Source organism: Micromonospora endolithica, from assembly GCF_003626595.1.
Lineage (GTDB): Bacteria > Actinomycetota > Actinomycetes > Mycobacteriales > Micromonosporaceae > Micromonospora > Micromonospora endolithica.
In genome coordinates this window covers 452,054-478,707 of sequence record NZ_RBAK01000002.1, presented here as the reverse complement: position 1 = coordinate 478,707, position 26,654 = coordinate 452,054, and the positions used below count along the sequence as shown (strand labels likewise).

22 protein-coding genes are annotated in these 26,654 nt (G+C 73.7%); 13 read left to right on the top strand and 9 right to left on the bottom strand.

The window, feature by feature from the left end:
* Positions 1 to 154: 154 nt before the first annotated feature.
* The gene (locus D7223_RS08060; RefSeq protein WP_120726626.1) at positions 155 to 967 is read right to left on the bottom strand and encodes an anti-sigma factor; all 813 of its coding nucleotides are present in this window, start codon (positions 965 to 967) and stop codon (positions 155 to 157) included.
* Complete coding sequence (locus tag D7223_RS08055) at positions 921 to 1,523, bottom strand: RNA polymerase sigma factor (RefSeq protein WP_120726624.1); 603 nt, start codon at positions 1,521 to 1,523, stop codon at positions 921 to 923. Before D7223_RS08055 ends, D7223_RS08060 begins: the two co-directional genes overlap by 47 nt.
* 242 nt (positions 1,524 to 1,765) lie before the next feature.
* Between D7223_RS08055 and D7223_RS08050 the strand changes: the two genes are divergently transcribed.
* The 7 genes from D7223_RS08050 (at position 1,766) to D7223_RS08020 (ending at position 8,441) form a co-directional block, all read left to right on the top strand.
* The gene (locus D7223_RS08050) at positions 1,766 to 2,596 is read left to right on the top strand and encodes a DUF4397 domain-containing protein (protein WP_120726622.1); all 831 of its coding nucleotides are present in this window, start codon (positions 1,766 to 1,768) and stop codon (positions 2,594 to 2,596) included.
* The gene (locus tag D7223_RS08045) at positions 2,593 to 3,249 is read left to right on the top strand and encodes a class F sortase (protein WP_120726620.1); all 657 of its coding nucleotides are present in this window, start codon (positions 2,593 to 2,595) and stop codon (positions 3,247 to 3,249) included. Before D7223_RS08050 ends, D7223_RS08045 begins: the two co-directional genes overlap by 4 nt.
* A 157-nt stretch (positions 3,250 to 3,406) precedes the next feature.
* Positions 3,407 to 4,582 (top strand): cysteine desulfurase family protein, encoded by a 1,176-nt coding sequence (locus D7223_RS08040; protein WP_120726617.1) that lies wholly within the window; start codon positions 3,407 to 3,409, stop codon positions 4,580 to 4,582.
* A 212-nt stretch (positions 4,583 to 4,794) separates the two neighbouring features.
* Positions 4,795 to 5,868: a tRNA 2-thiouridine(34) synthase MnmA gene (mnmA, locus tag D7223_RS08035; protein ID WP_120726615.1), complete on the top strand. Its 1,074-nt coding sequence runs from the start codon at positions 4,795 to 4,797 to the stop codon at positions 5,866 to 5,868.
* A gap of 29 nt (positions 5,869 to 5,897) precedes the next feature.
* The gene (locus D7223_RS08030; protein WP_120726613.1) at positions 5,898 to 6,902 is read left to right on the top strand and encodes a methionine synthase; all 1,005 of its coding nucleotides are present in this window, start codon (positions 5,898 to 5,900) and stop codon (positions 6,900 to 6,902) included.
* A 37-nt stretch (positions 6,903 to 6,939) separates the two neighbouring features.
* Complete coding sequence (locus D7223_RS08025; RefSeq protein WP_186832261.1) at positions 6,940 to 7,302, top strand: VOC family protein; 363 nt, start codon at positions 6,940 to 6,942, stop codon at positions 7,300 to 7,302.
* A gap of 128 nt (positions 7,303 to 7,430) precedes the next feature.
* Positions 7,431 to 8,441 (top strand): ADP-ribosylglycohydrolase family protein, encoded by a 1,011-nt coding sequence (locus tag D7223_RS08020; protein ID WP_120726609.1) that lies wholly within the window; start codon positions 7,431 to 7,433, stop codon positions 8,439 to 8,441.
* Positions 8,442 to 8,457: 16 nt separating this feature from the next.
* Here D7223_RS08020 and D7223_RS08015 read toward each other — a convergent pair whose 3' ends face one another.
* A complete protein-coding gene (locus D7223_RS08015; protein WP_120727096.1) occupies positions 8,458 to 9,003 on the bottom strand; it encodes a type II toxin-antitoxin system PemK/MazF family toxin in 546 nt (181 codons plus the stop codon).
* Positions 9,004 to 9,157: 154 nt separating this feature from the next.
* Between D7223_RS08015 and ligA the strand changes: the two genes are divergently transcribed.
* The 4 genes from ligA (at position 9,158) to gatA (ending at position 16,283) form a co-directional block, all read left to right on the top strand.
* Positions 9,158 to 11,293 (top strand): NAD-dependent DNA ligase LigA, encoded by a 2,136-nt coding sequence (ligA, locus tag D7223_RS08010; RefSeq protein WP_120726607.1) that lies wholly within the window; start codon positions 9,158 to 9,160, stop codon positions 11,291 to 11,293.
* 173 nt (positions 11,294 to 11,466) lie between these two features.
* Positions 11,467 to 14,382, top strand: coding sequence for an EAL domain-containing protein (locus D7223_RS08005; protein WP_120726604.1), 2,916 nt, complete (start codon positions 11,467 to 11,469; stop codon positions 14,380 to 14,382).
* Positions 14,383 to 14,502: 120 nt separating this feature from the next.
* Positions 14,503 to 14,808: an Asp-tRNA(Asn)/Glu-tRNA(Gln) amidotransferase subunit GatC gene (gene gatC, locus D7223_RS08000; RefSeq protein WP_088995614.1), complete on the top strand. Its 306-nt coding sequence runs from the start codon at positions 14,503 to 14,505 to the stop codon at positions 14,806 to 14,808.
* Positions 14,805 to 16,283, top strand: coding sequence for an Asp-tRNA(Asn)/Glu-tRNA(Gln) amidotransferase subunit GatA (gatA, locus tag D7223_RS07995; protein WP_120726600.1), 1,479 nt, complete (start codon positions 14,805 to 14,807; stop codon positions 16,281 to 16,283). Before gatC ends, gatA begins: the two co-directional genes overlap by 4 nt.
* Before the next feature lie 75 nt (positions 16,284 to 16,358).
* Here the strand turns inward: gatA and D7223_RS07990 are convergent, their stop codons facing one another.
* From D7223_RS07990 to D7223_RS32435, 3 genes are read right to left on the bottom strand one after another with little or no spacing between them, the layout of a single operon-like run.
* Entirely contained in the window at positions 16,359 to 16,904 is a 546-nt protein-coding gene (locus D7223_RS07990; protein ID WP_120726598.1) for a hypothetical protein, read from the bottom strand.
* Positions 16,901 to 17,104, bottom strand: a complete 204-nt coding sequence (locus D7223_RS07985) for a hypothetical protein (protein WP_120726596.1) — start codon at positions 17,102 to 17,104, stop codon at positions 16,901 to 16,903. The genes D7223_RS07990 and D7223_RS07985 overlap by 4 nt, the downstream gene beginning before the upstream one ends.
* 32 nt (positions 17,105 to 17,136) lie before the next feature.
* Positions 17,137 to 17,379 carry a hypothetical protein gene (locus tag D7223_RS32435; RefSeq protein WP_147252588.1) on the bottom strand — a complete coding sequence of 81 codons (243 nt, stop codon included), beginning with the start codon at positions 17,377 to 17,379 and terminating at the stop codon, positions 17,137 to 17,139.
* Positions 17,380 to 17,498: 119 nt separating this feature from the next.
* Between D7223_RS32435 and gatB the strand changes: the two genes are divergently transcribed.
* Both gatB and D7223_RS07975 read left to right on the top strand, forming a co-directional pair.
* Positions 17,499 to 18,998, top strand: a complete 1,500-nt coding sequence (gatB, locus tag D7223_RS07980) for an Asp-tRNA(Asn)/Glu-tRNA(Gln) amidotransferase subunit GatB (RefSeq protein WP_120726594.1) — start codon at positions 17,499 to 17,501, stop codon at positions 18,996 to 18,998.
* A gap of 133 nt (positions 18,999 to 19,131) precedes the next feature.
* Positions 19,132 to 21,489: a transketolase-like TK C-terminal-containing protein gene (locus D7223_RS07975; RefSeq protein WP_120726592.1), complete on the top strand. Its 2,358-nt coding sequence runs from the start codon at positions 19,132 to 19,134 to the stop codon at positions 21,487 to 21,489.
* A gap of 371 nt (positions 21,490 to 21,860) precedes the next feature.
* Here the strand turns inward: D7223_RS07975 and D7223_RS07970 are convergent, their stop codons facing one another.
* The 3 genes from D7223_RS07970 to D7223_RS07960 form a co-directional block, all read right to left on the bottom strand.
* Positions 21,861 to 23,375 carry a metallophosphoesterase gene (locus tag D7223_RS07970; protein ID WP_120726590.1) on the bottom strand — a complete coding sequence of 505 codons (1,515 nt, stop codon included), beginning with the start codon at positions 23,373 to 23,375 and terminating at the stop codon, positions 21,861 to 21,863.
* Between the two features lie 55 nt (positions 23,376 to 23,430).
* A complete protein-coding gene (locus tag D7223_RS07965; RefSeq protein WP_120726588.1) occupies positions 23,431 to 24,609 on the bottom strand; it encodes a PQQ-dependent sugar dehydrogenase in 1,179 nt (392 codons plus the stop codon).
* A gap of 77 nt (positions 24,610 to 24,686) precedes the next feature.
* A complete protein-coding gene (locus D7223_RS07960) occupies positions 24,687 to 26,528 on the bottom strand; it encodes a SpoIIE family protein phosphatase (protein ID WP_120726586.1) in 1,842 nt (613 codons plus the stop codon).
* Positions 26,529 to 26,654: the final 126 nt, after the last annotated feature.

Sequence of the window (26,654 nt, the reverse complement as noted above, 5' to 3'; positions counted from 1 at the left end):
GTCGACGGGGGTGGAATTAGCGCGAAAGAGTGGCTATTCCGGGCGGAATAGCCACTCTTTCGCTGTTCATGCGTCGCGCGGCCCTCCCGGGCCTCGCGCGGATGGTGCGGAAGGGAGCTGATCGGCGGGCCGGGGAGCTGAGCCGGCCCGCCGATCAGCCCGTCAGGGTGCCCCTCAACAGGCTGTTGCCGGAGTGGGCGGTCTCGTTGTCGAACGCCTCGGCGGAGACGTCGACAACCGAGTATGCCTCAAGGTCGACGTTCGGTGGCAACGGCAGCAGCTCGTCGGAGCCGCCGCCGAGCACGCCCACCGAGAACATCTCCATGTTGGTCGGGTTGATGAGCCAGACCTCGTAGTACCCCGGAACGTCCGGGAGATTCGCCACGTGCAGGTGCAATCGGCCGTTGTCGAAGACCCGTGCCTCGCCGTTGGCGTCCGGCGGCGTCGCCCCGTACGCCGCCAGCGGCGCGCTGGCCACCACCACCTGCGGTGCCGGCTCGGAGTCGTCCGGGTCAAGCACGGCGAGGGTGCCGACCACACCGATGGCCGCGGCGGCGACCGCCGTCACCGCGGTGGAGGCCCAGCGCGACCACCGGCCACGCCGACGCGACGACGGTGCGAGAACCACGCCACCGCCCGGGCCGCCGGGCCGGTCGCCGTCACCGTTCCGGTCCGACTCGCCGGACCGCTGCTCGGTGCCGGCCTGCTGCTGGCTCCGGACCTCGGCGAGTGACGGCAGGGACTCCGCCGCGCGGATCTCGGTCATGATGCCCTGCCAGACGTGCTCCGGCGGGTCGGGCAGGTCCCGCAGGCCCTGCGTGCCGGCGCCGAGGCCGGCCACGTGCTGGAGGGTCTCCACCTCGACCCGGCAGTGCTCGCAGGTGTCGAGGTGGGTGCTCTCGCCGGAGTCCGCCTCGCTCTCACCGAGCGCCAGAAATACCAGCCGGTCGTGGTCCAGGTGCTGCACCGTCCACCTCCCATCTGCGTTTCAGGTTCGCCATGCCGCGCCGGATGTGACTCTTCACCGTGCCGAGGGGCACGCCGGTCACCGCCGCTATCTGTTGATGTGTCAGGTCGTCGAAGAACGCCAGTTCCAGCATGCGTCGCTGATCGTCCGGCAGCCGGGCCAGCTCGTCCGCGACGACCAGCCGGTCGACCACCGTGTCCGGGTCCGGACCGGTCGGCGCCGGATCCGGCAACTGCCGGACCGTCTCGACCACCCGGGTCTCCCGGGCCGACGCCCGCAGCCGGTCGATCACCTTGCGCCGCCCGATGCCGAGCAGCCAGCCGATCAGCGACCCCCGGGTCGGGTCGAAGGTGTCCCGGCCCAGCCAGGCGGCGACGAATGTCGCCTGGGTCACGTCCTCGGCGTCGCTGCGGTTGGCCAGCGTGCTGGTGGCCAGGTGGAGCACCGCGCGGCCGTACCGGTCGTACGCCTCCCGCAGTGCCAGTTCGTCGCCGGCGCGGAAACGCGCGGCCAGGTCGTCCTCGGGTGGTGCCGGCTCGTGCCGTACCGCCGTCACCGGGCGGTTCGCCTTCCTTGGGGCATGCCCGACTGTAACTCCCACAGTCATCGCCCCACTTCCCCGGTCGTGGTGTCCCACACGTCTTCACCTGCTCTTCGCTGCCGGAGGGCAGTGCGGATGCGGCCGGAGCAAAGAAAAAGAAATGTCCCGCCGGCGCATCCGTCCCGCGTCGAGGCGGCGTAACCCGTTCTGCAAGCCAGGCCTGACGAATCAGCACCAATCACCAGGAGGCAGTCATCATGCAGCTTTCCATCTTCCGTCGGGTCGCCGCGGGCAGCGCGGTCGCCGCGCTGACGTTCGTCGGCGTCGGCGCCCTCACCGCCACCCCCGCGTACGCCGCCACCTCCAAGGTCTCGGTCGTGCACGGGATCCCGGACACCCCGGTCGACGTGTACGTCAACGGCGAGAAGACCCTCAGTGACTTCAAGCCCGGCGACGTGGCGGGCCCGCTGGACCTGGAGGAGGGCGAGTACGACATCGCGCTGACCAAGCCGGGCGAGCCGGTCGGCAGCGCGATCCTCGAGGTCGAGAACGCCGAGGTGCCCGGTGGCGCGAACATCAGCATCGCCGCCCACCTGGACGCCGCCGGACAGCCGAAGATCACGCCGTTCGTGAACGACACCGCCAAGGTCGACGCCGGCAAGGCCCGGCTGATCGTCCGGCACACCGCCGCCGCCCCGGCGGTGGACGTCCGGGCCGGCGGCACCCCGGTCTTCGAGGGCCTGACCAACCCGAACGAGGCCAAGGGCGACGTCGACGCCGGCACCGTCAAGGCCGACGTGGTCCTCGCCGGCACCGACACCGTGGCGATCGGCCCGGCGGACCTCAACCTCAAGGAGGGCACCGCGACGATCGTCTACGCGATCGGTTCGGCCGAGGCGAACAACCTGGACATCGTGGCGCAGACCATCAGCGGTCTGCACTCCGCCCCGGCCGGTGTGCCGAGCGGTGACGGTGGCCAGGCCGGCACCGGCGTGGGCACCTGGTGGTACGTGCTGGCCGGCGCCGGCGCGCTGCTGCTGGTCGGCGGCGGGGCGCGGGTCGCCACCGCCCGTACCGGCCGCAAGTGACGGTGCGGAACCGCGGCGCGCTGGCGGCCATGGCCGTCGGCGCTGCCGCGCTCACCGTCGCGGTCCTGGTGGCCTGCGGTTCGCAGCCGGCCGAGGACGTCGGCGCGGAGCAGGCGGCCGATCTGGCCAGCGCCACGCCGAGCCCGACCGCCGGCGGTCCGTCGGTCCCGGTCACCAGGGGTGAACTGCCCAGCGGTGCCGAGACCGTACCGCCCACCCGGCTGGTCATCCCGGCCATCGACGTGACCGCGACGGTCAACGCGGTCGGGATCAACCAGAAGACCGACGAGTTCGAGGTACCGCCCAGCGTCGACCAGATCGGCTGGTACCGGTACGGCCCGGGGCTGGAGGCGGACACCGGATCGGTGGTGATCGCCGGTCACGTGGACAGCGCCACGCAGGGCAAGGGCGCGTTCTGGCGGCTCCGGGACCTGGACCAGGGGGACACCCTCACGGCCACCGGCAGCGACGGCAAGGAGCGTCGGTACCGGGTGGTGGCCCGGGAGGAGTACCAGAAGACGAAGATCCCGCTGGAGCGGTACTTCGCCCGGGACGGCAAGCCCCGGCTCACCCTCATCACCTGCGGTGGGCCGTTCGACGCCGAGGCCCGCAGGTACCGGGACAACATCGTGGTCACCGCGGTGCCGGCGTGATCGCGCCGGCCCGCCCGCCGGTCGCCCGAGCCACCGGCTGACCGTGCCGCCGGAGCGATCGCGCCGGGTCGGGGTGGGAGGAGACGCTCCCGCCCCGGCCCGGCGTCCGTACTCCGGCCTCCGGGTGGCGGGGGACCGGCCGTTAGGCTGAACCGTGATGGCATACCTGGATCACGCGGCGACCACTCCGATGCTCGACGAGGCACTGGAGGCGTACGTCGCCACCGCCCGCGAGGTCGGCAACGCGTCCTCCCTGCACGCGTCGGGCCGCCGCGCCCGCCGGCGGGTGGAGGAGTCGCGGGAGCGGGTGGCCGCCGCGCTGGGCGCCCGGCCCTCCGAGGTGATCTTCACCGGGGGTGGCACGGAGAGCGACAACCTCGCCGTGAAGGGGATCTTCTGGGCCCGCCGCGCGGCCGACTCCCGGCGTACCCGGGTGGTTTCCAGTGCCGTCGAGCACCACGCGGTGCTGGACGCGGTGGACTGGCTGGCCGGCCACGAGGGGGCCGAGGTCGGCTGGCTGCCGGTCGACGCCGACGGCCGGGTCGACCCGGAGGAACTGCGCGCCGACCTCGCCGCCCACGCCGACCGGGTGGCCGTGGTGACCACCATGTGGGCCAACAACGAGGTCGGCACCCTGCAACCGGTGGCCGAGCTGGCAGCCGTCGCCGCCGAGTTCGGCGTGCCGTTGCACACCGACGCGATCCAGGCCGTCGGGCAGGTGCCGGTCGACTTCGCCGGCAGCGGCGTCTCGGCGCTGACCGTGACCGGGCACAAGCTCGGTGGTCCGATGGGCGTCGGCGCGTTGCTGCTCGCCCGGGACGTGGCCGCCACCCCGCTGCTGCACGGCGGCGGCCAGGAACGCGACGTACGCTCCGGCACCCTCGACACCGCCGGCATCGTGGCCTTCGCGGTCGCGGTGGAGGCGGCCGTGAAGGGCCAGCAGGAGTACGCGGCCCGGGTCGCCGCCCTCCGCGACGAGCTGGTCGAGCGGGTCCGGGCGGCGGTGCCCGAGGTGATCTTCAACGGGGACCCGGTCCACCGGCTGCCGGGCAACGCGCACTTCTCCTTCACCGGCTGCGAGGGTGACGCCCTGCTGCTCCTGCTCGACGCGCAGGGCATCGCCTGCTCGACCGGCTCGGCCTGCTCCGCCGGGGTGGCCCAACCCTCGCACGTGCTCCTGGCGATGGGCGCGGACGACGACCGCGCCCGGTCCTCGCTGCGCTTCTCCCTCGGCCACACCAGCACCGGGGCCGAGACCGACGCGCTGATCGCGGCGCTGCCCGCCGCCGTCGACCGGGCCCGCCGAGCCGCCAGCCTCCGCACCTCCCGCTAACCCCCCCACCCCCGGGGGCTGCCGCGATCTTGCACTTTCGGTCGTCGTTATGCCCCTTCCGCACGCTTTTGTGACCACAGAAAGTGCAAGATCGCGGCGGCTGGGGCTGGGGCTGGGGCTGGGGCTGGGGGTGGGGGTTGGGGTTTGGGGGGTGGGGTGGGGGCGGGGATAGGCTCGGCGTGGTGTTCGGGGGGACTTCGAGGAGGGGTGCGGTGCGGGTTCTGGCGGCTATGTCGGGCGGGGTGGACTCCGCCGTGGCGGCGGCGCGGGCGGTGGCGGCGGGACACGACGTGACCGGCGTGCACCTGGCGTTGGCGCGCAACCCGCAGACGTACCGCTCCGGTGCGCGCGGCTGCTGCACGCTGGAGGACTCGCGGGACGCCCGGCGGGCCGCCGACGTGATCGGCATCCCGTTCTACGTCTGGGACATGGCCGACCGGTTCCATTCCGACGTGGTGGACGACTTCGTCGCCGAGTACGCCGCCGGACGTACGCCCAATCCCTGCCTGCGCTGCAACGAGAAGATCAAGTTCGCCGCGGTGCTGGACCGGGCCGTGGCCCTGGGCTTCGACGCGGTGGTCACCGGCCACCACGCCCGGCTGGGTTCCGACGGCCTGCTGCGGCGCAGCGTCGACCTGCCGAAGGACCAGTCGTACGTGCTGGCGGTGCTCACCCGCGCGCAGCTGGACCGGTCGATGTTCCCGCTGGGCGACTCGACCAAGGCCGAGGTGCGCGAGGAGGCGGCGCGGCGCGGCCTCGCCGTCGCCGACAAGCCCGACTCGCACGACATCTGCTTCATCGCCGACGGCGACACCCGTGGTTTCCTCGCCGGGCGTCTCGGCGAGGCGCCCGGCGACGTGGTCGACGCGGACACCGGGGCCGTGGTGGGCAGCCATCGCGGGGCGTACGGGTACACGGTCGGTCAGCGGCGCGGCCTGCACCTGGACCGGCCGGCGCCGGACGGTCGCCCGCGTTACGTGCTCTCCATCACCCCGAAGACGAACACCGTGACGGTCGGCCCGGCGGAGGCACTGGAGGTGTCCCACGTCCGGGCGGAGCGTCCGGTGTGGACCGGCGGCGCGCGTCCGGAGGCGCCGGTGGAGTGCCAGGTGCAGCTGCGGGCGCACGGCGACGTGGTGCCGGCGACGGTCGAGCTGACCGCCGACGGCCTGACCGCCGAACTTCGTCGCCCGGTCCGCGGTGTGGCGGCCGGGCAGGCCGTGGTGGCGTACCGGCCCGACCCGGCCGGTGACGTCGTGCTCGGCTCGGCCACCATCACCGCCTGACCGGACGCCGTACCGGCTAGTCTTCGGCCGTGACAGATCAGGCGTGGCCGTGGCCGGCCGGCGCGGCGACCGGCATCGGTTCGCTTCCCGGCACCGACATCGCGGAGGCCCAGCGCGTCGTCCTGGGTGAGTTGCCGGCGCTTCCCCACCTACCGGAGCTGCCCGCCCGCGGGCCGGGCGCCGACCTGATCGGCCGGACCGCCGGCCTGCTCGCGGAATTGCCCGTCGAGCTGTACGCCGGGCGGTGGCGGGTCGCTCCGCGTCCCGGCCGGGACCTGCGCCGGGCCCGGGACCTGATGGAGCGTGACCTGGACCAGCTCGCCGAGCAGGCCGAGGAGTACGCCGGGCCGGTCAAGGTGCAGGTGGGCGGCCCGCTCACGCTGGCCGCGTCGTTGGAACTGCCGATCGGCGGCCGGCTGCTGCGCGACCCGGGCGCGGTGCGGGACCTGACCGGCTCGCTGGCCGAGGGGGTGCGCGGGCACGTCGCGGCCGTCCGACGCCGGCTGCCCCGCGCCTCGGTGCTGCTCCAGGTCGACGAGCCGTCGCTGCCCACCGTGCTCGCCGGCCGGGTACCCACCGAGAGCGGCCTGGGCGTCTACCGCCCGATGGGATCGGACGTCGCCCGCTCACTGCTGCGGACCGTCGTCGACGCGGCCGGCGTACCGGTGGTCGTGCACTGCTGCGCGCCGGACCTGCCGCTGGAGCTGATCCGCTCGGCCGGCGCCGTCGGCGTCGCCCTGGACCTGGAGACGCTCACCGACCTGGATCCCCTCGGCGAGGCGATCGACGCCGGCCTGGGGCTGCTGGCCGGCGCCGCGCCGACCCGGGCGCCGTCGGCCGGTCGCGCGCCGACCTCGGCCGAGGTCGCCGACCGGGTACGCCGGGTCTGGGACCGCCTCGGCTTCCCGCCCCGGCGGCTCGCCGAGCAGGTCGTGGTCACGCCGGCGTGCGGCCTCGCCGGCGCCACCGAGGCGTACGCCCGCGCGGTGCTCGCCGCGTGCCGGGACGCCGGCCGGCGGCTGGCCGAGGTGTGACGGCTTCCTGTCGTACCGGTGGGGCAGCATCACCGGCATGATTGGACGACTCCGTTCCGTGGTGATCGACTGTCCGGACCCCCGGGCGTTGGCGGCGTTCTACTCCGCACTGCTCGGCCTTCCGCTCGACGAGGAGGGCACCGACGGCGACCGGTGGGTGGTGATCTCCGGCTCCGGCCACCGGCTCGCCTTCCAGCAGGCGTTCACGCTGCGCCCGCCGACCTGGCCGGATCCGGCGGTGCCCCAGCAGATCCACCTCGACGTCGACGTCGACGACGTCGAGGCCGCCGAGAAGCAGGTGCTGGCGCTGGGCGCCCGCCGGCTGCCGGGTGAGGGGGACGACTTCCGGGTCTACGCCGACCCGGCCGGCCATCCGTTCTGCCTGATCTTCGGGGCCTGAGCGGCTGATCTTCGAGGCCGCAGCGGCGCGCCGACCCGGCCGGCTGGACCACGGCCGGGTCGGCGGCGTCCGCCCGCGCGCGAGCCGGCCGACTTTCGCCGGTTGCGCGTGGGCGGCATGATCCGGGGATGATCGACACCTCGTTGCGCCGGGCCGCCGGCTCGCTGTTCGGCCTCGCCTACGGCGACGCCCTCGGCAAGGACACCGAGTTCCTGACCGTCGCCGAGATCGTCCGGCGATACGGGCCGGCCGGCCCCCGTGACCTGGCCGGGGAGCCGGCACTGGTCACCGACGACACGCAGATGGCGCTGGCCGTCGGCTGGGCGCTGCACGACGCGCCGACGTTCACCCCGGAGGTGGTCGAGCCGCTGCTGCGGCGACGCTTCCTGGACTGGGCGGTCAGCCCGGACAACAACCGGGCACCGGGCATGACCTGCCTGCGGGCCTGCGCCGAGCTGTCCCGGGGCTTGCGCTGGCAGGAGGCGACCGTGGTCGGTTCCAAGGGCTGCGGTGCGAACATGCGGGTCACTCCGGTGGGGCTGGTCGACGTCGACCTGGACACCCTCGCCGGGCTCGCCCAGCTCCAGGCCGGGCTGACCCACGGCCACCCGACCGGCCTGGCGGCCAGTGAGCTGACCGCGTACGCGGTGCGGCTGCTCCGCGACGGCGCGGCCCTGGCGGAGCTGCCCCGGCTGCTGGTCGACCGGGCGCGCGAACAGCGCCTGGTCTACCGCGCCGACTGGCTCGGCGACCTGTGGCAGCGGCCCGGTGCCACCACACCGGAGGAGTTCGTCGCCCGGGGTTGGGACGAGTGTCTCGACGTGCTCGCCCGGCTCGACGCCGCCCTGTCCCGCCCGGACGACGGCGGCGACCCGTGCCGGCACACCGGTGAGGGGTGGATCGCCGAGGAGGCGCTCGCCACCGCGCTCTACTGCGCCGTCCGGCACGCCGACGAGCCGGTGACCGCCCTGGCCCGCGGCGCCACGACCGCCGGGGACTCCGACTCGATCGCCGCCCTGGCCGGCGCGTTCGTCGGCACCGCGCGCGGCATGCCCGCCTGGCCGGCGCAGTGGGCCGCCCGGATCGAGTACGCCGACCAGCTCGCGACCCTCGCCCGAACCTGGGACGGTCCGCGCTGATCCGGCCCCGGACGCGTCACCGGGCGGTGGGCAGGTGGGGCAGGCGGCGGATCTGTCGCCACAGCGCCGGGTCGCAGGCGCCGGCGTGGTTGGCGAAGTCGGCGATCGGGACGCGTACCGGCTCGGTCAGGTTGACGAAGCTGTCGTGCTCGGCGTCCGGGTCCCAGTCGCGGGTGGGGATCCGCACGTGGTCGTCGCGGTCGCTCTTGTCCTGACTGGTGATCTTCAGGACGTCGGCGCCCCGCCCGTCGACCCGCAGCACCAGGCAGGGACGGACCTTCGAGCCGGACCCGTCGGCGTACGGGACGTCGGCCCACCAGATCTCACCGGCGGCGGGCGGGTCGGCCGGCTCCGGCGCACCGGAGCGGGGCCGGGGCGGGGTGGTGGACCGGGTACGGCCCCGGGGCGGCGCGGTCTTCCCCGGGCGGGTGCCGGCACGCTCCGGTCCCTTGGCACGTCCGGCCGGTCGGCGGGTGGCCGACCGGTGCCGCCATTCGGTCCAGGCCCAGCCCGCCGCCACCGCCAGCACCACCGCCAACGCCCAGAGCAGCCATTCCGGCATCGGTACCTCCGTCACGTCGGGCGGCGACCGCTCGCCGTCGGGCGATCCTCGCACGTCGGCGGCCGGTTCGCCGCTCGGGCGAGCCGGGTGGCCCACGGATTGTCCGACCGGACCGATACGGTGCCGGTAGCGGAGAAACGGGAGGTCCCAAGCGGTGTCCGAGGAAGTGATCGGCCAGCAGGTCAGCGCGGCCCAGGAGGCGGCGGCGGGCACCGAGCCGACCCCGGAGGCCCGGGATCGGCACGCCACGCTCAGCCAGGAGCTGACCGAGCACCAGTACCGGTACTACGTGCTCGACGCGCCCACCATCGCCGACGCCGACTTCGACCGGCAACTGCGGGAGCTGGAGGCGTTGGAGGCGGAGTTCCCGGCCCTGCGCACCCCCGACTCGCCGACCCAGCGGGTGGGCGGGAGCTTCTCCACCGACTTCACGCCGGTCGCCCACGCCGAACGCATGCTCTCGCTGGACAACGCCTTCGCCGACGAGGAGCTGTCCGCCTGGGCGGAGCGGGTCGAGCGGGACGCCGGCGGGCCGGTGCCCTATCTGTGCGAGCTGAAGGTCGACGGCCTGGCCATCAACCTCACCTACGAGCACGGGCGTCTGGTGCGCGCGGCCACCCGGGGCGACGGGCGCACCGGTGAGGACGTCACCGCCAACGTCCGGAGCATCCGGGACGTGCCGGGCCAGCTCACGCCGTCGGCCGAGTTCGGCGACGCACCGGAGCTGATCGAGGTGCGCGGCGAGATCTTCTTTCCGGTCGCCGCGTTCGCCGACCTCAATGCCGGCCTCGTCGAGCAGGGCAAGGCGCCGTTCGCCAACCCGCGCAACGCCGCCGCCGGCAGCCTGCGGCAGAAGGACCCGCGGATCACCGCGTCCCGCCCGCTACGTCTGGTGGTGCACGGCATCGGGGCCCGGCGCGGCTTCCGGCCGGCCACCCAGTCCGAGTCGTACGCGGCGCTGCGGGCGTGGGGGCTGCCCACCAGCGACCGGTGGCGGGTGGTGCCCGACCTGGCCGGCGTCGCCGACTACATCGCCCACTACGCCGCGCACCGGCACGACGTGGAGCACGAGATCGACGGCGTGGTGGTGAAGGTCGACCCGGTCTCCATCCAGGGCCGGCTCGGCTCGACCAGCCGGGCGCCGCGCTGGGCCATCGCCTTCAAATACCCGCCGGAGGAGGTCAACACCAAGCTGCTCGACATCGACGTCAACGTCGGGCGCACCGGTCGGGTCACCCCGTTCGCGGTCCTGGAACCGGTCCGGGTGGCCGGCTCGACGGTTGCCCTGGCCACCCTGCACAACGCCCGCGAGGTGGAGCGCAAGGGCGTGCTGATCGGCGACACCGTGGTGATCCGTAAGGCCGGCGACGTGATTCCCGAGGTGCTCGGGCCGGTGGTCGAGCTGCGCCCGGCCGATGCGCGTCCGTTCGTCATGCCCGCCACCTGCCCGGCCTGCGGAACGCCGCTGGCGCCGGCCAAGGAGGGCGACATCGACATTCGCTGCCCCAACTCCCGCAGCTGTCCGGCGCAGCTGCGGGAGCGGGTCTTCCACCTCGCCGGGCGGGGTGCGTTCGACATCGAGGTGCTCGGCTACAAGGGCGCCGCCGCGCTGCTCGAAGCGGAGATCATCCAGGACGAGGGAGACCTGTTCGCGCTGGACGCCGAGCAGTTGTCCCGGTCGCCGTTCTTCGTCAACAAGGACGGCAGCCTCGGCAGCAACGCGGTCAAGCTGCTGGACAACCTGGCCGTGGCCCGGGAGCGGGATCTGTGGCGGGTGCTGGTGGCGCTCTCCATCCGGCACGTCGGGCCGACCGCCGCGCAGGCGCTGGCCCGGCACTTCCGCTCCGTCGAGGCCATCGACCGGGCCGGCGAGGAAGAGCTGTCCTCGGTGGACGGGGTCGGTCCGACGATCGCGGCGAGCATCCGGGAGTGGTTCGCCGTCGACTGGCACCGCGAGGTGGTCCGCAAGTGGGCCGAGGCGGGCGTACGGATGACCGAGGACGCGGTCGACGAGGGCCCGCGCCCCCTGGAGGGGTTGACCGTCGTGGTGACCGGCACGCTCGCCGGCTTCTCCCGCGACCAGGCCGCCGAGGCGATCCAGAGCCGGGGCGGGAAGGTCAGCGGGTCGGTCTCCAAGAAGACGGGATTCGTGGTGGTCGGCGACAACCCGGGCTCCAAGGCCGACAAGGCGGCCGGCCTCAAGGTGCCGATGCTCGACGAGGACGGGTTCCGGGTGCTGCTCGACGCCGGTCCGGACGCGGCCCGGGAGGTCGCCCGCGTCGAGGGTTGACCGACCGCGCCGGCCGGCGTCGCCAGCACCCTCGCGGATCTTGATCGCGTATACCAACTTAATTACGACTACGACCGATTCGTGACTGTCATACCGGGAAACCCGGCGGCGAGGGCGTTTCATAGGGGCACGGCGGGTACGGGACGCGCCGGTCGCCGTCTGTGGAGGTGTGAATGGAGACCGCTGACCCGCGTAACTCCATTCCACCCGAGGTGACGGCGCGGTTCTCCGCGTTCGTGGCGGTGGTCCTGGGCGCGGCGGTCCTGGTGTCGGCCGGGCCCCTGCTGGCGCTACCCGGCCGGTTCGACGAGTTGCCCGCCGCCTTCTGGACGATGGCGGCGCTCGCGGTCGCCTGCGACGCCCGCCCCTTCGTGCCGCCCGGGCGGCGCGAGTCCTCGGCGGTGTTCCCGTCCACCTGCTTCACCTTCGCGATCCTGCTCGGCTGGGGGCTCGGCCCGGCGGTCGCCGTGCAGGCGGTCGCGGTCGTGGTGTCCGGCTGGCGGTTGGGCTACGCCCCCTGGCGGACCGCCTTCAACGCCGGCCAGTACGCCTGCGCGCTCGGTGCCGCGTACGCCCTGACGCTTCTCGGGCCGGGCAGCGTCTTCGACGGCGGTCGGCTGCGCTGGACCGACGTGGCGGCGGTCGGCGCGGCCACCCTGGCCTGGTTCGTGGTCAACTACGGGCTGGTGAGCGCGGCCGTCCGGTTGCGCTTCGGCGACCGCTGGTGGCCGGGGCTTCGCCAGGGGCTCGGCTTCGAGCTGCTCGCCACCGGCTCGCTGCTGCTGCTCGCCCCGGTGCTGGTCGCCGCCGCTCGGGCCAGCGCGGCGCTGATCCCCCTGGTGCTGGTGCCGCTGTTCGCCGTCTACCGGATGGCCCGACTCAGCGTCGAGCAGCAGCAGCTCGCCTCCCTCGACCCGCTCACCGGTCTGCCCAACCGCAAGGCACTGCTGGCGGACGTCGGCGAGCAGGTGCACCTGCACGCCGAGCGGGCCGCTCGGGGTGAGCGGGACACCCGGTTGGCGCTGCTCCTGCTCGACCTGGACCGCTTCAAACACGTCAACGACGCGCTCGGACACGCCGTGGGGGACCGGCTGCTGGTCGAGGTGAGCGCCCGGCTGACCGAGACGGTCGGCGGCGCGATGGTGGCCCGGCTGGGCGGTGACGAGTTCGCCATCGTGGTGACCGGTCTCGCCGACGTGAGCGAGGCCCGCGACCTCGCCGACCAGGTGGTCACCGTGCTGGCCGAGCCGGTGGCGTTGGACGGCCTGCCGCTGGACGTGGGCGGCTCGATCGGCATCGCGATCTACCCCGATCACGGCGAGGACTTCGCCACCCTGATGCGCCACGCCGACGTGGCGATGTACGACGCGAAGCACCGCAACGACACGGTGGCCGTGTACACGGCCGAGTCCGACCACAACTCCGCCGAGCGGCTCGGCCTCCTGGCCGACCTGCGTCGGGTCCTGGACTCCGGCCCGGCCGACGCCGAGCGCGCCGTGGCGACCGGGCCGCCGGACGCCGAGCGCGCCGTGGCGACCGGGCCGCCGGACGCCGAGCGCGCCGTGGCGACCGGGCCGCCGGACGCCGAGGCACCTCCCGGGGCCCGGCCGCCGGTGGCCGCGCGGGCCGGGGAGCAGCCGGAGCCGGCGGTGGACCTCAGCGGGATCGCCCCCGGCCGGGTGCTTCCCGCCGGTGGTCCGGCCGGCGTGCGCGGCTCGGACGGCGCGGAGCTGCCGGCCGCCGGGGTGCGGACCCGGACCGACGGGTCCGGCCGCTGGCGCCTGCGCCGCCGCCGGCAACCGTCCGAGCCGGTGGCGTACACCGACGAGCTGATCAACCACATCGCCACCGCCGCCGACCCGATCCGCCGCCGGGCGGCGCGGGCGGCGGAGAGCGGCCCGGACGAACGCGCCGCAGGCGGTACGACGCGATCCGCGTCGGCCCGTGCGCACCACGCCCCCGCGGGTCCGGACACCGCCGGCGCGGGCGTCGACACCGCCGGTGCCGGCCTCGACACCGCCGGCATGGGAGTCGACACCGCCGGCACGGGCCTCGACGACGCCGGAACCGGCCCGGACACCGTCGGCGCCGGCACCGGGAACGGCAGCGGTCCCGGAGCGGGGAACGGCGGTGCGGCGACGGGGGTCGTGGACGGCTCGACCGGCGACGGACGCTCCCCCGGACAGCGGCGGGAGGCGTCGCCCGTACACCCGAACGGGGTGGCGACCCACGACGGCCCGAACGGCGGGCGGAGCGCGAGCGGCGACGGTGGCCGCCGGCGGGCGACCGACGCCGACCCGGCCGCCGACGCCGGCGAGATCACCATGTACTACCAGCCGCAGATCGCCATCGCCACCGGCGAGGTGGTCGGTGTCGAGGCGCTGCTGCGCTGGCGGCATCCGCGCCGGGGGATGGTCGACCCGGAGGAGCTGATCCGGGTGGCCGAGCAGAGCGCGGTGATGCGGCTGCTGACTCGGCGCGTCGTGGACGACGTGGTGGCACAGCTGGCGGCGTGGGCGAGCGCCGGGATAGCCCTGCGGGCGGCGCTCAACGTCAGCGTGCGCGACCTGCACACCGGCGAGATCGCCGACCAGATCGCCGACCGGCTGGACCGGCACGGGGTGCCGCCGCACCAGCTGCAACTGGAGATCACCGAGGGCGCGCTGATGGCGGATCCCCGGCGGGTCCTGGCCACGATCTCCCGCCTGCACCGGATCGGGGTGGGCATCGCGCTGGACGACTTCGGCACCGGGTACTCGTCGTTGCAGCACCTGCGCCGGCTGCCGCTGTCCGAGGTGAAGGTCGACCGCTCGTTCGTGCTGGGGATGGTCGAGGACGCCGACGACGCGGCGATCGTCACGTCCACGATCGGCCTCGCCGGGGCGCTGGGGCTGCGCGTGGTCGCCGAGGGCGTGGAGGACGAGCGGACCTGGCGGATGCTGTACGCGGCCGGATGCGACGCCGCGCAGGGATGGTTCTACGCCCGGCCGATGCCGGCGGACGAACTCGTCGGCTGGCTGGCCCGGTACCGGCCGGTGCGTCCTACCGCCGACCCGGACGCCGAGATACCCCGCCGGCACGCCCGCTGACCCCGTACCGACGGAGGCGGGGCGGGACAATAGACTCGCTGCGGTCACCGCGCGTCACGCACCACCCGCCGCGCGGTCGGCGTACGCAGACGTCTCAGGACAGCCACGAAGGGGGCACCGATGGCCGCCATCTCCCGCGAGGAGGTCGCGCACCTGGCGCGACTGTCGCGGCTCGCCGTGACCGAGGAGGAGCTGGACACCTTCGCCGGCCAGCTCGACGTGATCCTTCAGGCGGTCGCCCAGGTCGGCGAGGTCGCCGCGGCGGACATCCCGCCGACGTCGCACTCGGTGCCGCTGACCAACGTGCTCCGCGAGGACGTCGTGACGCCGTGCCTGACCCCCGAGGAGGCGCTGTCGGGTGCGCCCGACGCCGAGGAGCAGCGGTTCCGCGTCCCGCGGATCCTGGACGAGGATGTGGCATCGTGAGCACCGATCTGACCAAGCTCAGCGCCGTCGAGATCGCGGGCCTGGTGGCGAAGGGCGAGACCAGCGCCGTCGAGGTCACCCAGGCCCACCTGGACCGCATCGCCGCGGTCGACGACCGGGTGCACGCCTTCCTGCACGTGGACACCGACGGCGCGCTGGCCGCCGCGCGGGACGTGGACGCCCGCCGCGCCGCCGGTGAGGAACTGGGCCCGCTCGCGGGCGTGCCGGTGGCCGTCAAGGACGTGCTCGCCACCCGGGGCGTGCCGACCACCGTCGGGTCGAAGATCCTCGAAGGTTGGCGCCCGCCGTACGACGCGACGATCGTCCAGCGGCTGCGCGAGGCCGGCACGGTGATGCTCGGCAAGACCAACATGGACGAGTTCGCGATGGGCTCCTCCACGGAATACTCCGCGTACGGCGCGACGCACAACCCGTGGGACCTGGAGCGCATCCCGGGTGGCTCCGGCGGCGGCAGCGCGGCGGCCCTGGCCGCGTACGAGGCACCGCTGGCCATCGGGTCGGACACCGGCGGCTCGATCCGGCAGCCGGGCGCGGTCACCGGCACCGTCGGCGCGAAGCCCACCTACGGCGGCACCTCCCGGTACGGCCTGGTGGCGTTCTCGTCCTCGCTGGACACCCCCGGCCCGTGCGCGCGTACGGTGCTGGACGCCGCCCTGCTGCACCAGGTGATCGGCGGGCACGACCCGCGCGACTCCACCTCCATCCCGGCCCCGTTGCCGGACGTGGTGGCCGCGGCTAGGCGCGGTGCCGGCGGCGACCTGACCGGGGTGAAGCTCGGCATCGTCAGCGAGTTCACCGGTGAGGGCGCCGAGCCGGGCGTGCTGGCCGCGTTCCGCGAGTCGGTCGACGCGCTGGCGAAGCTGGGCGCCGAGATCGTCGAGGTCTCCTGCCCGAACTTCACGTACGCGCTGCCCGCGTACTACCTGATCGCGCCGAGCGAGTGCTCGTCCAACCTGGCCCGGTTCGACGGCGTACGGTTCGGCCTGCGGGTCGGCGACGACGGCAACCGGTCGCTGGAGGAGGTCATGTCGCTGACCCGGGAGGCCGGCTTCGGCCCCGAGGTGAAGCGGCGCATCATGATCGGGACGTACGCGCTGTCCTCCGGGTACTACGACGCCTACTACGGGCAGGCGCAGAAGGTCCGCACCCTGATCACGCGGGACTTCACCGCGGCGTTCGAGCGGGTCGACGCGCTGATCTCGCCGACCACGCCGTTCGTGGCCTTCCCGATCGGGGCGCGCACCTCGGACCCCTACCAGATGTACCTGGCTGACCTGTACACCATCCCGACCAACCTGTACGGCGGGCCCGGCATCTCGGTGCCGTGCGGTCTCTCCGACGGGCTGCCGGTGGGCCTCCAGGTGATGGCCCCGACGATGGCCGACGACCGGATGTACCGGGTGGCCGCCGCGCTGGAGAGCGCCGTCGGCACCCTCACCCCGCCCACCCTGTAACTCGTTTCGGTGTAAGGAACGGCCCCCGGTTAACGCATAGCGCGGTACCGGGGGCCCTTCCTGGCGCCATAGGCCCTACGTCGCCAGGTAGCGCCGGGCCAGCCGGTGGGCGCGCTGGCGTAACACGATCACCAGCGCCCACAGGACCACGCCCAGAGCGTTGCCGGCGCGGAGGAACAGGTCGTCGTCGAGGAGCACCTGGGCGAGGTGGGCGAGCAACGGGAGCGCGGCAGCCCACCGGACCCAACCGCGGGCCAGCGTACGGGTGGCCTCGTCGCGGGCCAGCGCGTCGATTCGCGGGTCGTTCGTGGACCCGTCCCGCAGCGCCCGCTTCGTCGCCGGATCCGCGCCGGCCAGCGGCGGCATCCGCTTGATCAGTCGGCGGCCGAAGACGAGCGCGACGACCGCGCCGACGAGCGGCGGGATCAGCATCAGCGCGAACACCACGACCATCTCGCCCCGGTCCGCGGTGCCGTCGCCGACCATCGCGGCGGTGCCCAGCGCGGCGAAGGCGACCGCTATCAGCGCGGCTCCCACGTACACCTCGGGGCGGTGACCGTGCCGCCGCCCCCCGGTCGCCGCCGTCCGCTCCTGCCCGGCGACGCCCCACACGCCGGTCACGACGGCCGCCGGTCCGCCCGCCGCCGCTCCAGGAAGCGGGTCAGGGCGTACGCGATCGCCACCGCCAGCAGGCCGGGCAGCACCGTGCCGGCGACCAGGCCGCCAGCGGTTTCCGGCTGACGGTCCTCCCCGGCGGCCAACCAGGTGGCCACGCCGATCCCGGCGGCCAGCGCCCACACCGCCACCACCGCGAGAACCACGAGTCGTACGCGAGACCGCGTCCCCGGACTGGTCACGACCGCTTCCCGTCGGCGAGGCGACGGGCCCGCCGCGTGGTCCTCCGGTGGCTGAGGGCCGCCACGAACATGGCTACCGCGATCACCGCACCGGTCACCTGGGTCGCGACGCGCTCTCCGAAGAACAGCAGGGCGAGACCAGCCACCATTGCCGCCAGCAGCGGCCACGCCAACCAGTCTCGGCGTGCCTGGTCCTCGACTCCCGCGCGTACCGATCGATCGTGCCCCGTATTCGTCATGGTCGCTCGGTACCCCGCCGGCGATCACGCCACGCTCGCAGGTGCAAACCCGGGGACGGAGCGGCCGGGCAACCCCATTAGGCTGGACCGGTTCTGTCCGGATCGCGCCTGGAGCTCAGATGACGACGACACTGCCCGCGTACGACGAGGTCGTCGCGCGCTACGAACCGGTGATCGGCCTGGAGACCCACGTCGAGCTGGGCACGAACACCAAGATGTTCTGCGGTTGCCCGACCGACTTCGGTGGTGAGCCGAACACCCGGGTCTGCCCGGTCTGCCTGGGCCTGCCCGGCTCGCTGCCGGTGGCCAACAAGGCGGCCATCGAGGCGACCATCCGGATCGGCCTGGCGCTCAACTGCTCGATCGCGCCGTGGTGCCGGTTCGCCCGGAAGAACTACTTCTACCCGGACATGCCGAAGAACTTCCAGATCAGTCAGTACGACGAGCCGCTGTGCGTCGACGGCTACCTGGACGTCGAGGTGAACGGCGAGCTGGTCCGGATCGGCATCGAGCGGGTGCACCTGGAGGAGGACACCGGCAAGACGCTGCACGTCGGCGGGGCCACCGGTCGGATCCACGGCGCCACCGAGTCGCTGGTCGACTACAACCGGGCCGGCATCCCGCTGGTCGAGATCGTCACCAAGCCGGTGCCGGGGATCGGCGCGCTCGCGCCCGAGGTGGCCCGCGCGTACGTGGCCGAGCTGCGGGACGTGATCCGCTCGCTGGGCGTCTCCGACGTGCGGATGGAGGAGGGGTCGCTGCGCTGCGACGTCAACACCTCCCTCAACCTGCCGGGCGAGGAGTGGGGCACCCGCACCGAGACCAAGAACGTCAACTCCCTGCGGTCGGTGGAGCGGGCCGTCCGGTCGGAGATGCTGCGCCAGGCGTCGGTGCTGGACGCCGGTGGCCGGATCACCCAGGAGACCCGGCACTTCCAGGAGGACACCGGAGACACCCGGCCCGGCCGGTCCAAGGAGACCGCCACCGACTACCGGTACTTCCCGGAGCCGGACCTGGTGCCCCTCGCGCCGGACGCCGCGTGGGTGGCCGAGCTGAAGGCGGCCCTGCCGGAGCTGCCCCGGCTGCACCGCCGCCGCCTCCAGGAGCAGTGGGGCCTGTCGGATCTCGACATGCAGTCGGTGCTCAACGCCGGCGCGGTCGAGCTGATCGAGGCGACCGTCGCCGCCGGGGCCACCCCGGCCGCGGCCCGCAAGTGGTGGCTCGGTGAGCTGTCCCGCCGGGCCAACGAGACCGGTGCGGAACTGGTCGACGTGGGGGCGACCCCCGGCCAGGTCGCCGAGCTGCAGAGCCTGGTCGACGCCGGCAAGCTCAACGACAAGATGGCCCGGACCGTCCTGGAGGGCGTGGTCGCCGGCGAGGGCTCGCCGACCGAGATCATGACCAACCGGGGCCTGGAGGTCGTCTCCGACACCGGCGCGCTGACCGCGGCCGTCGACGAGGCGATCGCCGCCAACCCGGCCATCGCGGAGAAGATCCGCAGCGGCAAGGTCGCCGCGGCCGGCGCGCTGGTCGGCGCGGTCATGAAGACCACCCGTGGTCAGGCCGACGCGAAGACCGTCCGCGAGCTGATCCTGGAGCGCCTCGGCGTTCAGGGCTGAGTGTTAGGAAGGGCCCCTTCCTATACACCAGGCGTTAATAGGGGGCCCTTCCTTACACCGCAGCACCGCAGCACCGCAGCGCGACCACCCCTTGTGCGAAGGGCGTCAACGGCGACGCCCGGATGGAGCCACCGTGAACCAGAACGACCTCGACGTGCTCGACGAGATCCAGCGGCGGGTGCTCTGGCTCGCCACCCGGATCGTGGACGCCGCGAACCACGACCGGGACACCGGTGACGGGGTGAAGGTCGGCGGCCACCAGGCGTCCAGCGCCTCACTGGTGACCGCGATGACCGCGCTGTGGTTCGCCCACCTGGACGCCGAGGACCGGGTCGCGGTGAAGCCGCACGCCTCACCGGTGTTCCACGCCATCCAGTACCTGCTCGGCAGGCTGGACCGGTCGTACCTCACGACGCTGCGGGCCCGTGGCGGACTCCAGTCGTACCCGTCGCGGACCAAGGACCCCGACGAGGTGGACTTCTCCACCGGCTCGGTGGGTCTGGGCGCGGCGGCGCCGCTGTTCGCCGCGGCCACCCGCCGCTACGTCGACGCGCACTTCGGCGCGCGCCCGCACTCCCGGTTCGTCGCGCTGATCGGCGACGCCGAGCTGGACGAGGGCAACATCTGGGAGGCGGTCGCCGACCCGGCCACCACCGGCCTGGGCAACGTCATGTGGCTCGTCGACTTCAACCGCCAGTCGCTGGACCGGGTCGTGCCGGGCATCCGGATCAACCAGTGGCGCGGCCAGTTCGAGGCCGCCGGCTGGCACGTGGTCGAGGTCAAGTACGGCCGCAAGCTCGCGCAGGCGTACGCCCGCCCGGGCGGGGAGGCGCTGCGCGACTGGATCGACGCGATGCCCAACGAGCAGTACCAGTCGCTGTTCGGACTGGCCGGCCCGGCGTTGCGTAAGCAGTTCCTGGACGGCGCGCCGGCCGGGATCGCCGAGCTGATCGCCGACATCGCCGACGACGAGTTGGGTCCGCTCGTCACCGACCTGGGCGGGCACGACCTTCAGGCGATGCTCGACGCGTACGCCCAGTGCGACGCGGTCACCGACCGGCCCAGCGTCGTGTTCGCGTACACGGTCAAGGGTTGGGGTCTGCCCATCGCCGGCAATCCCCGCAACCACTCGGCGCTGCTGTCGACCGAGCAGGTCGACGCCCTGCGTACCGCGCACGGTCTCACGGCCGAGACCGAGTGGGACCGCCTCGACCCGGCGTCGGAGGCGGGCATCCGGGCCGGCGAGCGCCGGGAGGCGCTGTCCCGCGCGCCGCGCGAGCGCGCGCTGGGGGTCACCGTCCCGGAGACCACGAGGGTACGCGTCAACAAGCCGGTCTCCACCCAGGAGGTGTTCGGCCGGGTACTGGTCGACCTGGCCCGGAATCCGGAGGTGGCGCCCTACCTGGTGACCACCGCGCCGGACGTGGCCACCTCCACCAACCTGGCCGGGTTCATCAACAAGACCGGCGTCTTCGCCCCCACCGAGCAGCGCTCCTGGTCGGAGGACCGGATGCTGCGCTGGACGGAGACCCCGTCGGGGCAGCACATCGAGCTGGGCATCTCCGAGATGAACCTGTTCCTGCTGCTCGGTCAGCTCGGCCTGTCCTGGGACCTGTCCGGGCAGCCGCTGCTGCCGATCGGCACGGTTTACGACCCGTTCGTGCTGCGGGGGCTGGACGCGTTCCTCTACGGCACCTACTCCGGTTCCCGGTTCGTGGTGGCCGGTACCCCGTCCGGCATCACCCTGGCCCCGGAGGGCGGCGCCCACCAGTCGACCATCACCGCCAGCGTGGGTCTGGAGCTGCCCGGTGTGACGTTCGTGGAGCCCGCGTACGCCGGCAGCCTGGACTGGTTGCTCTGCGACGCGCTCGGCCAGATCGCCGGCGGGGCCACGCCCGCGGCCACCGCCGCGCCCGCGGAGGACGGGGCGTACTACTTCCGGCTCAGCACCCGCCCGGTGGACCAGGCGCCCTTCGAGGCGGCGCGGGCCCGGCTCGGCGACGCGGTGCTGCGCCGGCAGGTGGTCGCCGGGGCGTACCGGCTGGTCGACGCGCACCAGGCGCACCCGCACCTGGCCGACGCCCCGGTCGTGCAGATCGCCGCGTCCGGCGCGGTTTTGCCCGAGGCGCTCGCCGCCGCCGCCGAGCTGGCCGAGGAGGGCGTCGCCGCGCACGTGGTGGACGTGACCAGCCTGGACCGTCTCTACCGGGCCTGGCAGCGCACGCTGCGCCAGGGCGTACGCACGGCGACCGTGCCGAGCGTGCCGGGCGCGCTGCGGTCCGCCTTCGCCGATCGGGTGCCGGTGGTGACGGTGCACGACGCGGCGTCGCACGCGATGGCGTGGCTAGGGTCGGCGGTGGGCGCGCCGGCGGTGCCGTTGGGCGTGGACGAGTTCGGCCAGTCCGGCAGCGTCCGAGACCTGTACGAGTTGCACGACCTGCTGCCCGGCAGCATCGTCAACGCCGCCCTGGCCGCGCTCGCGCTGCGCTGAACTGCTGACCTGGCCTGAGCTGGTCTGAGCTGGTCTGAGCTGACCTTGCCTGACTGACGCTCTGGTCACCGTCCGTTGCTGCACGTGGTGTCACCCTGCGTAGCGTTCCTGTCCCGCCTCCACGCCTGCGTGCTGGCCCCTTTGCTCTGCTTCAACCCACGCAACTGTCTCCGACCAGGCGTTCGACGCGCGAGTGGTGAGTCGGGCTCGCAACGTGCTGTAACCGAGGGTAAGCGTTGCGTGGGTTGAAGCAGAGCAAAGGGAGAAGCGGTGGCGGTCGGGAGTGGGCTGGTCCTCACGGAGGGTGAAGGGCGGGGAGATGACCGTGACGGCCCGGTACGGCCGACGACAGCCGGCGGTGGGTCAGCGGGTCAGCGGGTGGGGGTGGGGGTGACCGGGGCGGGAGGGCCGGCCTTGGGGTCCTCCACCACGTGCCGCTCCAGGTTGACCTGGGCCTGACCGGTCCCGCCGACGGTGATGTCGTCATACGCCTGGAGCAGTTTGTCCTGGTCGAAGTAGAGCACGCTCATCGTCAGCGGCGTCGGCTCCTCGCCCTCCAGACCGCGCAGTCCGGCGCCGCCGGTCGACCCCTGCACCATCAGCAGGGTGGGCGTCTGACCCGGCTCCTGCGGCAGCTTCGACACCTCACGCTTGTGGGTGTGCCCGGCCAGCACCAGCGGCACCGTGCCGGCGAGCGGCCCGGCCGAGGCGGGGTCGTGCACCAGCGCGATGTTCACCGGTCTCGGTGAGCTGCGCACGGTGCTGGTCAACTGGTTGCCGACGCCGATGAGCTGGTCGGCCGTCTCCTGGGTGAGGCCGCTGCCGGCCGGTGAGGTGCTCTTGTCCGGCGTGAAGCGCGGGTCACCGATGCCGGCGATGGTCAGCCCGGCGACCGACACGGTGGTGTTGTCCAGCACGATCGCGTTCGGCTGCCGGGCCACCGCGGCGGCGGTCCGGCCGGAGTCGTGGTTGCCCCGGATGTAGACGTACGGCTTGCGGAGCAGGCCGATCGAGCCGACGTACGAGGCCTCGGGTTCGCTGCCCCAGTCGGTGATGTCGCCGGTGTCGATCACGACGTCGATGTTGAACTGCTCCACGATCGTGCGGATCAGCTGCCAGCCGGTCGGGTTGAGGTGCATGTCCGACACGTGCAGGACCCGGGTGGTGTTCGGGTCCGGCTCGTACACCGGCAGCGACGACACGGTCGAGTAGAGCTGGCTGACGTTGCCCACGATGCGCCGGAGTTGCTCCGCGTAGCGGGTGTAGTCGTTGGCGATCCGGCGGGCGTCGCCGACGATCGCCGGGGCGTTGACCAGCAGGCCCTCGTAGCGGGGCTCCTCTATCGACTGGGGGCGCAGGCTGGCCGCGGCCACGCCCAGGCTGCCGGCCGTGACCACCAGGGCGAGGCTACCGGCCCAGGCCGCCCGCCGGGTGTCCCGGAAGACCAGCAGGGCCAGCAGGAGGGTGACCAGCACGGCCGAGGCGACGGTACGCAGACCGAGCCGCACGACACCCTCGCGGACGTCGTCGACGGCGGACTGGCTGGCCCGGCTGATGCTGGCCGGATCGCCCAGCAGCGCCTCGGTGCGGCTCTGGTCCAGGGCACCCAGCTCCACCGTCAGGTGGGTGGGGCCGTGGTGGCTGTCCAGCAGCAGCGCGCCCAGCGGCGGGATGTCGACGGTGGTGCCGCCGGACACCGACGGCGCCACCGACAGGTCCGCACGGAACGGCCCGATGTCGGTGCTGACCCGTCCGCCGGCGAACACGCCGATCAGCACGCCGGCCAGCGCGACGACCAGGACCGCCAGCGTCACTCCGGTCGCGCGCAGCGCCCGCCGCCGGCCGGCCCGCGTGGCCCCCTGCTGCTCGTTCTCCTGCCCGTCCATGCTGAGATTCTGACCTGCCCGTTAGAGGATCTTGGCAAACCTGGCCCAGGTGCCGTCAGCTTCGTCCGGCGCCACCGCCGGAGAACACCAGGCGCAACAGCCGATCGTCCTCCGGTGCCGGGTCACCCCGACCGTCGTGGTTGGAGGTGCTCACCCAGAGCGAGCCGTCCGGCGCGGCGGCCACCGCCCGGAGCCGGCCGAACCGTCCGGTCAGCAGCTCACGGGGCTGTCCCAGCACGGTGCCGGTGTCGGTCAGCTCGACCAGCCACAGTCGCTCGCCCCGGAGGCAGGCGGTGACCAGCAGGCGGTCCGCCGCGGCGAGGCCGGAGCAGGAGGCGTCCGAGGTCGGCCACTGGGCGATCGGATTGACGTAGCGGGCGTCGTCGGTGCGTCCCTCGACCCGCGGCCACCCGTAGTTGCGCCCCTTGGTGATCTGGTTGATCTCGTCCCAGGTGTTCTGGCCGAACTCCACCGCGTACATCCGCTTGCCGGCGTCCCACGCCATGCCCTGCACGTTGCGGTGCCCCACCGACCAGACCGGGGAGTTGCGGAACGGGTTGCCGGCGGCCGGTTTCCCGGCCGGGGTGATCCGCAGGATCTTCCCGCCGAGGCGCTTGACGTCCTGCGCGGCGGCCCGGTCACCGGCGTCGCCGGTGCTGGCGTAGAGCTGGCTGTCCGGGCCGAAGGCGAGGCCACCCCCGTTGTGGACGCCGGCCTTGGGGATGCCGGTCAGGATCGGGGTGGGCCGCTCGCCCAGCCGGAGACGGGCGATGCGGTTGTCCCGCGCGCTGGTGTAGTAGACGAAGACCGTCCGGTCCTTCTGGTACGCCGGCGACACCGCGATGCCCAGCAGGCCACCCTCGCCGGCCGCCGCCACGTCGGGAACGGTCTGCACCTCGCGTACGACCAGGCCGTCCGGTCCCGACTCGGGGCCGACCCGCAGGATGCGGCCGGTGTCCCGTTCGGTGACCAGGGCGGCCCCGTCGGGCAGGAAGGCGATCCCCCACGGCACCCGCAGGCCCTTGGCCACCACGGTGGTGACGACCTCCTGGGCGCCGTCGTCGGCGCTGGCGCTCCCCGACGGGGTCGGGAAGGTGGGCGGCTCGCCGGCCGGGTCCGGGGGTGGCTCGCCGAAGCTACATCCGGCGGCGGCCAGCACCAGCGCCGCGCAGGACGCCGCGAGGGCCGACCGCAGGGGCCGGCGGAGGCGAGGGTACGGGGGAGACGCGCTCATCCGGCCCAGACTAGCCCGCCGGGGCGGGTGCCCGGGCCGGTGCGCCCGGCAACCCGTACGTCCGGTGGTGGAGCGGCTCAGCCCGCCCGGACGGCGAGCAGCGCGATGTCGTCCTCGCGGCGGTGGGCCGCGCCGACCAGGGTGTCGCAGAGCTTGTCCAGGGCGAGCGTGTCGGTGCCGGTCAGTCGGTCGACCAGCTCGGCCATGCCCTCGTCGATGGTGCGGTCCCGCCGCTCGACCAGACCGTCGGTGAACAGCAGCAGGGTGTCACCGGGAGCGAGGCCGGCCCGCTGGGTGGTCCGGCGTACCGGCCGGGTCAGGCCGAGCAGCGGCTCCGGCCGGGCGCTGACCACCTCGACCGTGCCACCGGCCCGGACCAGCAGCGGCGGCGGGTGCCCGGCGTTGCACCAGGTCACCTCCTGACCGCCGGCCCCGTCGGCGCGCAGCCGGACCAGGGTGGCGGTGGCGGCGGCCGGGATGCGCAGTCCCCGGATCACGTCGTCCAGGTGGGTCATCAGCTCACCCACCGCGTCCGGCCGGCCGTACGCGTTGCCCCGGACGAGATTGCGGAGCTGGCCCATGATCGCGGCGGCCTCGATGTCGTGCCCCGCCACGTCGCCGATGGCGACGATCAGGTCCCCGTTGGGCTGGCGGAAAGCGTCGTACCAGTCGCCGCCGACCTCGACCCGGTCGGCCGCCGGCTGGTAGCGGGCGGCCAGGTCCAGGCCGTCGACGGTGGGCAGCGACGGGAGCATGCTGTGTTGCAGGACGTGCGCCACGTGACGCTGTTCGCCGTACATCCAGCTGTTGCCGATCGCCTGTCCGGCCCGGCGGCCGATGTCGAGCGCGGTGATCAGGTCCCCGTCGTCGAAGGCGCGCCGTCCATCGCCGTTGACCAGCGTGATCGTGCCGAGCACCCGACCGCGCCCGGCGTCGGTGATCGGCACGGTGAGGTGCGACGCGAAGCCCAGCCGTGCGGCCAGCTCCGGCATCTCCGGCCCGACGGTGCCCCGGGCCACCTCGGCGAGGCTGCCCGCGCTGCTCAGCACCGGCTGACCGGTCCGCAGGACGGCGCGGGTGATCGACGCCGGGCCGAGGTGGGTACGCATCAGGTCGGCGAAGCGGCTGACGTCCGCGGTGCGGGCCGGATCGCGGTGGGCGGACGCCACGTCCCTCGGCCGGCCGTCCGGGCCGATGACGCTGACCAGGCCCCAGTCGGCCAGCAGCGGGACCATCATCCCGCCCAGGTGGCGCAGGGCCTCCCGCACCTCCAGGGTCCCGGCCAGGGTCTCGCTGAGCCCGGCCAGCAGTTGCAACCGCTCGCGGGACTCCTCGGCCCGGCGGCGGGCCTGCTCCGCGCCGTCCAGGGCGATCCGCAGGCGCAGCTCCGAGGAGCAGGCGGCGGCCAGGTCGGCCAGGGTGCGCAGCTGGTCCGCGGTCCACGCGCGGGGCTTGCTGTCGATGGCGCACAGCGACCCGAGGACCCGGCCGTCGAGGTCGGTCAGGGGCATGCCGGCGTACGCGACGACGCCCAGGTCCGGGATGGCGAGGTTCTCCCGTACCCGGGGGTGGAGCCGGGCGTCCGGGAGCACCATCGGGACGCCCATGTCGATCACGTGCTGGCAGAACGAGTGGCTGAGCGGGGTCTGCCGCTGCCCTGCCCACGGTTGCGGAAGGCCGACCTCGCCGGGGAAGAACTGCCGTTCGGTGTCGACCAGGGAGACCAGGGCGACCGGGACGTCGAGCAGGTCGCCGACCAGGCGGGCGAACCGGTCGAAGGCCTCGTCCGGGGCGGCGCCCAGCCCGGTGTCGGCCAGGGAGCGCAGCCGGTCCGGGTCGTGCAGCTCGCGGGACGGGCGCGGCGTGCCGCCGTCCGCGCCGGCGCACCGGGGGACGTCGTCGCGGGGGCCGTCGGTCATCGAACACCTGTCTGCGGACGGACGGAGGCCGGCCGGCGCTCCGATCCTTCGTTATACCCGCCCGAAGCCGGAAACGACCTGTCGGGCGAGCAGTCACGCTCGTCACCACACCCGTCGGGTGGTCGG

Excerpts from the sequence above, each read along its gene's own strand:
- D7223_RS08050 (WP_120726622.1), top strand. The coding sequence starts at position 1,766 with ATGCAGCTTTCCATCTTCCGTCGGGTCGCCGCGGGCAGCGCGGTCGCC.
- D7223_RS08040 (WP_120726617.1), top strand. The coding sequence starts at position 3,407 with ATGGCATACCTGGATCACGCGGCGACCACTCCGATGCTCGACGAGGCA.
- D7223_RS08025 (WP_186832261.1), top strand. The coding sequence starts at position 6,940 with ATGATTGGACGACTCCGTTCCGTGGTGATCGACTGTCCGGACCCCCGG.
- D7223_RS08020 (WP_120726609.1), top strand. The coding sequence starts at position 7,431 with ATGATCGACACCTCGTTGCGCCGGGCCGCCGGCTCGCTGTTCGGCCTC.
- D7223_RS08015 (WP_120727096.1), bottom strand. The coding sequence starts at position 9,003 with ATGCCGGAATGGCTGCTCTGGGCGTTGGCGGTGGTGCTGGCGGTGGCG.
- D7223_RS08005 (WP_120726604.1), top strand. The coding sequence starts at position 11,467 with ATGGAGACCGCTGACCCGCGTAACTCCATTCCACCCGAGGTGACGGCG.
- gatC (WP_088995614.1), top strand. The coding sequence starts at position 14,503 with ATGGCCGCCATCTCCCGCGAGGAGGTCGCGCACCTGGCGCGACTGTCG.
- D7223_RS32435 (WP_147252588.1), bottom strand. The coding sequence starts at position 17,379 with ATGACGAATACGGGGCACGATCGATCGGTACGCGCGGGAGTCGAGGAC.
- gatB (WP_120726594.1), top strand. The coding sequence starts at position 17,499 with ATGACGACGACACTGCCCGCGTACGACGAGGTCGTCGCGCGCTACGAA.
- D7223_RS07970 (WP_120726590.1), bottom strand. The coding sequence starts at position 23,375 with ATGGACGGGCAGGAGAACGAGCAGCAGGGGGCCACGCGGGCCGGCCGG.
- D7223_RS07965 (WP_120726588.1), bottom strand. The coding sequence starts at position 24,609 with ATGAGCGCGTCTCCCCCGTACCCTCGCCTCCGCCGGCCCCTGCGGTCG.
- D7223_RS07960 (WP_120726586.1), bottom strand. The coding sequence starts at position 26,528 with ATGACCGACGGCCCCCGCGACGACGTCCCCCGGTGCGCCGGCGCGGAC.